This window comes from Bradyrhizobium sp. INPA03-11B (assembly GCF_040446015.1).
In the GTDB taxonomy this organism is placed as follows: Bacteria; Pseudomonadota; Alphaproteobacteria; order Rhizobiales; family Xanthobacteraceae; genus Bradyrhizobium; species Bradyrhizobium macuxiense_A.
The window spans coordinates 1-8,200 of the sequence record NZ_JASGSR010000208.1 but is presented as its reverse complement, the minus strand read 5'-3'; the positions used below and the strand labels follow the sequence as shown (position 1 = coordinate 8,200).

General features: G+C 60.8%; 7 protein-coding genes. 4 read left to right on the top strand and 3 right to left on the bottom strand.

Features of this window, described 5'->3' with window-relative positions; all coding sequences use genetic code 11:
• A partial coding sequence (locus QMZ05_RS39570; RefSeq protein ID WP_353705685.1) for an iron-containing alcohol dehydrogenase occupies nt 1-556 on the bottom strand: 556 nt, incomplete at its 3' end.
• Between the two features lie 189 nt (nt 557-745).
• Between QMZ05_RS39570 and QMZ05_RS39565 the strand changes: the two genes are divergently transcribed.
• The 3 genes from QMZ05_RS39565 (at nt 746) to QMZ05_RS39555 (ending at nt 4,737) form a co-directional block, all read left to right on the top strand.
• Nucleotides 746-1,831, top strand: a complete 1,086-nt coding sequence (locus QMZ05_RS39565; RefSeq protein WP_353705684.1) for a phosphotransferase family protein — start codon at nt 746-748, stop codon at nt 1,829-1,831.
• Nucleotides 1,832-1,833: 2 nt separating this feature from the next.
• A complete protein-coding gene (locus QMZ05_RS39560; protein ID WP_353705683.1) occupies nt 1,834-3,027 on the top strand; it encodes an acyl-CoA dehydrogenase family protein in 1,194 nt (397 codons plus the stop codon).
• 63 nt (nt 3,028-3,090) lie between these two features.
• Nucleotides 3,091-4,737, top strand: a complete 1,647-nt coding sequence (locus QMZ05_RS39555) for an AMP-binding protein (protein ID WP_353705682.1) — start codon at nt 3,091-3,093, stop codon at nt 4,735-4,737.
• 10 nt (nt 4,738-4,747) lie between these two features.
• Here the strand turns inward: QMZ05_RS39555 and QMZ05_RS39550 are convergent, their stop codons facing one another.
• Nucleotides 4,748-5,485, bottom strand: coding sequence for an SDR family oxidoreductase (locus tag QMZ05_RS39550; protein WP_353705681.1), 738 nt, complete (start codon nt 5,483-5,485; stop codon nt 4,748-4,750).
• Between the two features lie 89 nt (nt 5,486-5,574).
• Nucleotides 5,575-6,714 (bottom strand): ABC transporter substrate-binding protein, encoded by a 1,140-nt coding sequence (locus QMZ05_RS39545; RefSeq protein ID WP_353705680.1) that lies wholly within the window; start codon nt 6,712-6,714, stop codon nt 5,575-5,577.
• A 184-nt stretch (nt 6,715-6,898) separates the two neighbouring features.
• Between QMZ05_RS39545 and QMZ05_RS39540 the strand changes: the two genes are divergently transcribed.
• On the top strand, nt 6,899-7,693 hold the full coding sequence (locus tag QMZ05_RS39540) for an FCD domain-containing protein (protein WP_353705679.1): 795 nt from the start codon (nt 6,899-6,901) through the stop codon (nt 7,691-7,693).
• Nucleotides 7,694-8,200 lie beyond the last annotated feature (507 nt).

Sequence of the window (8,200 nt, the reverse complement as noted above, 5' to 3'; positions counted from 1 at the left end):
GCTTTAGCCCGGTTTCGACGTCAGTCGCGCCGGCGATGATTCCGAATTCAGCCGCCGAAAGCGTGGTCGGTACAGCGATGATCGAAATATTGCGCGCTCCAGGCGAGGGACGCGAGGTTCCGAGACTGTCGGGCACCGAACGTAGCCCGAGCAATGCGACCCGATCCCGAACTCTTGCACCCGCCGCAAGGCCAGCGATCTTAACGGCGTCGATTGCGCTCCCGCCACCGAAGACAATGATCAAGTCAGGATCTTGGTGTTCGATCGTTTCGATGAGCGAGAGCACGACGTCGAATGGCGTGTGCGGCTTCAGGTCGGAGAAGGCCGGGAGCGCCGAAGGTCCGAGACGCTTGAGCGTGGCTTCGACAACCGGATTGCCACACAATGACGACGTGACGATCGGCAAAATGCGGGCGGAGCCGTGGTCCCGAGCCAGCCGCTCGACCGCGTCTTCGGCGCGTGCGCCGTAATGCACTGATGGCTGGCGCAGCATGGCCAGTGCACCGGGAGGGATGACGACCGCTTGGTCGCGGCGGTCGGCCGGAGATGTCGTCATGATCGCGCCCTTGGGTTCACTGCTGTCGGACCCGATCGGGACCTAGCTCAGACAATTATTGTCCGACAATAAAACGTTCGGCAAGCTGTTTTTAGAGTAAAACTGCGAGATATTTAGGTATTGACCCCAACGTCGCTTTCTGAGATGCGTATTTTCGTCGGACAATAATACAGATTTTGGAGCCTGGACTTGGAGGTCGCCCGATCGAAACTGGCAAGCTCGGAATTGATGGCGCCTGCGGATAGTGCGCAGTCCGATTGGGTTCGGCTTGCGAGCTATTTGAACGGCTGCGGCATGAGCCTCGATCTCTCGCAGCCGATCCGACGATTTGCTGGTGGCCTTGCCAATCGCAACTACCTCGTCGCTGTGGACGGACAGCCGACTGTCTTGCGTCGTCCGCCAGATGGCGACCTGCCGCCGGGTGCGCACGACATGGCGCGCGAGTATCGTATTCTTTCACGACTTTCCGATGCCCTCCCGTTCGTGCCGAGAGGCCTGCATTACTGCGACGACATCAGCGTCATCGGCGTTCCCTTTCAACTGATTGAGTATCGCGCCGGCCTCGTTATCCGCGGGGCCGACCTGTCGCAGTTGGAAGGGCGCGAGGATGCTCCCGATGTTCTTTCCGAAATGCTGGTTGCGACGTTGGCGGCGCTCCACAGCGTCGATGCGCGCGAGGCGGGGCTGGAAGATCTCGGCCGGCCCGAAGGATTCGTCGGGCGCGCGATTGCAGGGTGGTCGAAGCGCGGGGCGCTGGTCGCGGACGGAGCCGCGTTGCAGGCACTAATGCGCGAAAGTTCACACTGGCTGTTGCAGCAGACGTTCAGGTCACGGTCGCCGACGCTGCTTCACTGTGATTTCAAGCTCGACAATCTCATCCTCGAGCCACGAACGCTGGCGCCGGTCGCGCTGGTTGACTGGGACATGGGAACGCGGGGAGACCCGCTGTTCGATTTGGCGACGCTGCTCAGCTATTGGGCCGAGCCGAATGATCCGCCGGCGTTGCGTCGCCTTCGGCAGATGCCGACGACGAATCCTGGATTTTGGCGGCGCGCCAGGGTTGCGCAGCGTTATGCTGCACTGACGGGAACCGATATCGGCGACTTGACTGCGATGCGCGTTCTGGCGCTGTTCAAGCTCGGGATCGTGTTTCTGCAGCTGCACCGCCAATGGGTGAATGGGGCGGTGAAGGACGACCGCTATGCTGATTTCGCGGCTCTCGGCGAAGATATTCTCTTAATCGCGCGCGACGTCTCAAACGGATCTGAAGGTTAACTATGGCTGAGCTCGACATGAACTTCTCACTGCCGCCGCAGGTGTCGGAACTGGCGCAACGCGTGAAGGCGTTTGTCAGGGATAAGGTCGTTCCGTTCGAGAAGGACAAGCGCTGGACAGCTCACGGCCCGACCGATGACCTGCGCCGCGAGTTGAACGCACTTGCGCGCCAGGCCGGTGTCTTTGCGCCGCATGCGCCAGAGGAATATGGCGGTCAGCATCTGTCCCATATCGGCCGCGCGGCCGTATTCACCGCGGCCGGCTACTCCATGCTGGGACCGGTTGCACTGCATTGCGCTGCGCCCGACGAGGGCAACATTCATCTCCTCGATGTCGTGGCGCGCGCCGATCAGCGCGAGCGCTATCTGCAGCCGCTCGCAACCGGCGCGGTGCGTTCCTGCTTTTGCATGACGGAGCCGGCGCCCGGTGCGGGATCCGATCCGGCCCAGTTGCGGACAACGGCGCGCCGCGACGGCAGTGACTGGGTCATCAATGGCGAGAAATGGCTGATCACCGGCGCCGAAGGCGCGGCGTTCGCCATCATCATGGCGAAGGCGCATGGTGACGAGACCGAAGGTGCCGCTACGATGTTCCTTGCCGATATGTCCGATCCAGCCATCAGGATCGAGCGCACACTCGACACGATCGATTCGAGTTTTGTCGGGGGCCATGCAGTCGTTCGCTTCGATGAACTCCGGGTTCCTGCCGACGCTGTGCTTGGCGAGGTCGGGCAGGGCTTTCGGTATGCGCAGGTTCGTCTCGCGCCGGCGCGGCTCACGCACTGCATGCGTTGGCTCGGTTCGGCAATCCGCGCGCAGGAGATCGCGACCGAATTCGCGCGCCGTCGTACCGCCTTTGGAAAGCCTATCGGCGAGCATGAGGGAGTTTCCTTCATGCTCGCCGACAACGCGATCGACATTCACCTGGCGCAGCTGACGATCTGGCACACGGCATGGGTACTCGACAACGGGAATCGGGCGTCCAGCGAAAGCTCGATGGCGAAGGTGATTTGTTCCGAGGCGATTGCTCGCGTTGCCGACCGTTCGCTGCAGATCCTGGGTGGATTGGGAACAACGCGTGACACGGTTGTCGAACGATTCTATCGCGATGTCCGCGCCTTCCGTATCTACGACGGTCCCTCCGAAGTGCATCGATGGGCGATCGGGCGACGCATTCTGACGCAAGATGCGAACTAGGTGATCGCAAGACGCCGGCGCCACCAAAGAACAAGAACCGCACCAAGCGGGAGGAAAACCAAAATGCGAGATATCTGGACACCAATCAAAGAGCCGAGCGCGGAAAGCTATGAGGCGCTGCGTGCGAATTTTCGCTGGGACGTTCCAGCCACCTTCAATTTCGGCGCCGATATCGTCGACCGCTGGGCTCGCGAGCATGATGGCCCGGCGTTGATCTGGCAGGACGAGGCCGGCGACACCAGCACCTATAGTTATTCAGACCTGTCGCGGCTATCGAACCGGCTGGCCAATGTGTTGCGGGCGAACGGTGTGGAGAAGGGCGATCGCGTCCTCGTCATGCTGCCGCGGCTGCCGGAATGGTTCATCTCGTTGATCGCAATCATGAAGATCGGTGCGGTGCCGATCCCGTGCATCGAGATGCTCACCGCGCGGGATCTCGAATACCGCGTGAGCAATGCCGAGGTGAAGGCCGTGATCTGTCGATCCGAGCAGGCCGCCAAGTTTGCCGCAGTGGAAATGGCGATTCCGGTGCGCATCGCCCTCGGCATCGTTCCCGGGTGGCTGGCTTGGGACAAGGAGCTGGCGGGCGTCTCTGATGCCGCCGAGCCGGCGATCGTCCATGCGGACGACCCCGCGATCATGTACTACACGTCGGGCTCGACCGGCCACCCGAAGGGCGTTGTGCATGCCGCGCACGCCATTTACGCATGGCGGGTGTCGGCGATTTACTGGCTCGACCTGCGTCCGGGCGAGGTGATCTGGTGCACGGCCGACACCGGCTGGAGCAAGGCGGGAACCAGCATCATCTTTGGTCCGCTAAGCTGCGGCGCGTGCTCGTTCATCTTTGACGGTTCGTTCATTCCCAAGGATCGTCCGGCACTGCTGCGCAAGCATCAGGTCACAGTCTATTGTGCGCCTGGCACTGAGCTGTCGAAAGTCGTGAACGAGGTGGCGTCGCGGAGTGATCTGGGGCGGTTGCGGCGTGTCGTGACCGCCGGCGAGGCCATGAATCCGGTGGTCGCCGAGCGCTGGGAACGCGCCACCGGTATCCGGATCGACGAGGCCTATGGCCAGACCGAGGCCCTGATGGTGGCGCTGAACTATCCGGGCGAGCCGGTTCGCTATGGCTCGATGGGGCGGCCTTCACCGGGCTCCGATCTCGACGTGGTCGACGGGCGCGGCAATCGCCTGCCGCCGGGCCAGGAAGGGGATCTCGCGCTCAAGCTGCCGAATCCGCAATTGATGCAGGGCTACTGGAAGGAGCCGGACAGGACGCAAGCCTGCTTTATCGACGGTCCAGACGGGCGCTGGTTTCTGACAAGCGACCGCGCCGAGAAGGATGCTGACGGTTACTTCTGGTATCGCGGACGCTCCGACGATGTCATCAATTCGGCCGGTTACCGTATCGGTCCGATCGAGGTCGAGAATGCGCTGGCCGAGCATTCGGCGGTCCAGTCCTGCGCGGTGGTGGGCTGCCCCGACGAAGAGCGCGGCGAGATCGTGAAGGCCTTCGTGGTTCTGCGCGACGGCGTGACGCCCGCGGCGGAACTCACGCGGGAATTGCAGGACCACGTCAAGTCGGTCACCGCCCCTTACAAATATCCGCGGGCGATCGAATATGTCGCCGAACTGCCGATGACAATCACGGGCAAGATCCGGCGTCGCGAGCTGCGCGACCGTGAATACGCGCGCGTTCGCGGCACGCGGTGAACGTTAGCGCTCAGGCGAGCGTCAGGCCGCCGTCCACCACGATGGTCTGGCCGATAATGTAGGATGCCAGCGGCGAGGCAAGGAACAGCGCCGTGCCGGCGATGTCGTCCGGCTGTCCCAGCCGCTTCAGCGGCACGCGCTGCTCCGTCGCCTCGCGCCGCTTCGGATGATCGGTCGTGACCTTGGTCAGCTTGGTCTCGATAAGCCCCGGCGCAATGCCGTTGACGCGGATGCCGTCCTCAGCCCATGCCTCTCCCAGCGTGCGCGTCAATCCGATCGCGCCGGCCTTCGAGGCATTGTAGGCGGGGTTGCCCTTGGTCGAACGGAAGCCGGCCATCGAACTGAGAATGATGAGTGAGCCGCCGCTCGCCCTCAGCAGATCATGAAATTTGAGGCTGCAGACCATCAGGCTGTTGAGATTGACGTCGATGACGTGCCGGAAGCCTTTGGGTTCGAATTCGCGCCGATTGTAGAGAACGATCCCTTGCGAAAGCACCAACACGTCGAGCCGATCGAAGGGCGGCGCAGAGGCGGTGATCGCATCGAAGTCGCCGACGTCCATCTGCGCGTAATGCAATCCAGTCAGATCGGAGCCGCCGTCGGATCGATAGTCCGACGCTGCAGCGCGCGTGCCCCAGACGTGAACGGCAGCGCCGCGCCGACGGAACGCCTGCGCGATCGCATTGCCAATGCCGCTCGATCCACCGACCACCAGAACTGTTTTTCCATTGAAATCAAGATCGTTCACAACGACACATCTCCTGCAGAATCGGTTGCGCGTTCTGGTCGTCGCGTACGACGTACCGAGCCTTTCTGGCGGCTAGTCCGCGATCGGCCTTACTTGACGAGAGGGCAATGGCCCTCGGCCATCGGTCGATACGCCTCGTCGCCGGGAATTCGTGCCAGAACCTTGAAGATGTCCCACGGCTCCTTGGATTCCTCCGGCGCCTTCACCTGCAACAGATACATGTCGCGTACCAGGCGGCCGTCCTGACGAATCCGGTAGTCGTCGCTAAAGAAGTCGCGGACCGGCAGTTCCTTCATCTTGGCAGTAACCGCTACTCCTTCGTCGGTGCCGGCCGCCTGCACGGCCTTCAGATAGTGCAGGACAGCACTGTATACGCCGGCCTGGATCGAGGTTGGCGCGCGTCCATTGTGTAGCTTCATGAATCGGCGAGACCATGCCCGCGTACGGTCGTCTGCGTCCCAATAGAAGGCATCGGTGATGACCAGGCCCTTTGCCTGTTCGAGCCCGACCGCTTTGACGTCGGTGATGAACATCAGGAGGCCCGCGAGCTTTTGGCCTCCTTGCACCAAGCCGAATTCGTTCGCCTGCTTGATGGCATTGACGGTGTCGCCGCCCGCATTTGCAAGCCCAATCACCTTGGCCTTGGACTGCTGGGCTTGCAGCAAATATGACGAGAAGTCCGACGTATTCAGCGGATGACGGACGCTTCCGAGCACCGTGCCTCCAGCCTTCTGCACGAATGCCGTCGCTTCTCGCTCTTGAGAATGGCTCCCCGCATTGTCTCCTGTGAGAAAAAACCAGCTGTCGCCGCCTTGCTTGACCATCGCACGCGCGGTGCCATTGGCCATCGCATAGCTGTCATAGGTCCAGTGGATCGTCGTTGGCGAGCAATCCTTGCCGGTGAATTCGACATAGGCGGGGCCTGAGAGCAGCAGAACCTTCTGCTTCTCCCGTGTCACGCTGAGTACGGCCAGAGCCGTAGCGGAATGCGGCACATCGACAATCGCGTCGACTTTTTCGGTGTCGATCCAGCGCCGCGCGATGGTGCTGCCGACGTCGGGCTTGTTCTGGTGATCTGCCGAAATAAGCTCGATGGGCTTCCCAAGGACGGTACCGCCGAAATCCTCGACAGCCATCTTCGCTGCTACCGAAGATCCGGGCCCGCTGAGATCGGAATAGAGCCCGGATTGATCGTTCAAAACTCCGATCTTCACCACGTCGTTCGACACCTGCGAGAATGCAGGCGTCGCATGATGGAGTGTAATCGCGACGCACGCCGCCAATAGGTAACGCACAGACTTCCTCCCCGAATTATTGTCCGACAATTTATTGTCGGACAATAATTGGAGAGATTTCAGCCTTTGTCAATTCCTGGCGAACAATTGTAGATCAATACCGGTCACAGGTGCTACAATGCCGAACTTGTCGCCGCGAGGCCCAGAGACAATTGTCGGACTAAAAATGCTTGCTGACCAGGATACGGGAGCAATAGCGCCCCGAAGCGAACCCGTTTACCGGACAGTGGTCCGTAGTATCCAAACCAAAATCATGTCCGGCGAATGGGTTGTCGGCGACAGGGTGCCGGCAGAAACGACGTTGGCGGCCGACTTTGGCGTTCACAGATCAACGGTGCGGGAGGCGATCCGAGTCCTGGAGCAAAACGGTCTCGTCCGTCGCCAGGACGGGGGCAAGCTTCTCTACGTCACCGCGCCGCGTGAGGCCGACATTTCGGACAAGGTGACAGCCGCCATTGTACTCCATGAGATCACCTTCTTCGAGCTCTGGGAGAGTATGAGCTTTCTCGAGCCGGCCCTTGCCGTCTGCGCCGCCGATCGAATTGACAATGATCTGCTGGCAGCCCTGCAGGCCAACGTCGATCAGACCAAAGCGGCCTTTGAAGACAAACGGAGCCTGGTCGAGCTCGACATTGAATTTCATCAGATCATAGCGCGCGCGTCGCGCAATCGCGCATTGCAGCTCAGCCGCGAGCCGATGAGCCAACTGTTCTATCCAGCGTTCCTGAACGTGTTCTCGCGCTTGAATGCCGGAGAACGCCTTGTCTTTGCTCATGAAAAGATATTGCAGGCACTCAGCCGGCGCGACGCCGCCGACGCACGATCCTGGATGGAGAAACATATCGTCGACTTCAGGCGAGGATACGAGTTGGCAAATCTCGATATCGACGCGCCGGTCGCCTGGCTCAAATAGACTGTCACCCTTATGCGATCGAGCCGCCGAATCCAGGATTGAGCGGAAGAGGCTTAACCGGGCGCGCACCGATAGGCGCTTTGTGGAGCAAAGTAGAATCACAGCATAAGCGCCTGACTGGGTGCTTGTCCGTCCGCTACGCGCAGTACGAAGCCGAGACGCTTTCGATGAGAGCAGATCGGGCAATGTGACCTTGACGATCCCTCGATGATCGCCTTCGATTGCATGATGATTGATGGCGGCGCGCAGATCCTCGAGATCTCGCCTTGAGCCGCCCTTGTTGCCGCGCTCTCTTGCGAACCTCCGGCACTGCTCGCCATCAATTTCAGAAAGCATTTTCGCGCCCCACCAATCGTTCAACCGCCCGATTCGCTTCTTGAATTTGCGAATGCAGGCAATTGTCTCTTCGTCATCTTCCGTGACTTTGAAACGATCGCGAAGCTTGGCCGGTTCTGTATCGAGATAGATTGAAAGGACGTCTCCGATCGGGATCGATTCAATGTCCTG

Excerpts from the sequence above, each read along its gene's own strand:
- QMZ05_RS39555 (WP_353705682.1), top strand. The coding sequence starts at position 3,091 with ATGCGAGATATCTGGACACCAATCAAAGAGCCGAGCGCGGAAAGCTAT.
- QMZ05_RS39540 (WP_353705679.1), top strand. The coding sequence starts at position 6,899 with ATGCCGAACTTGTCGCCGCGAGGCCCAGAGACAATTGTCGGACTAAAA.
- QMZ05_RS39560 (WP_353705683.1), top strand. The coding sequence starts at position 1,834 with ATGGCTGAGCTCGACATGAACTTCTCACTGCCGCCGCAGGTGTCGGAA.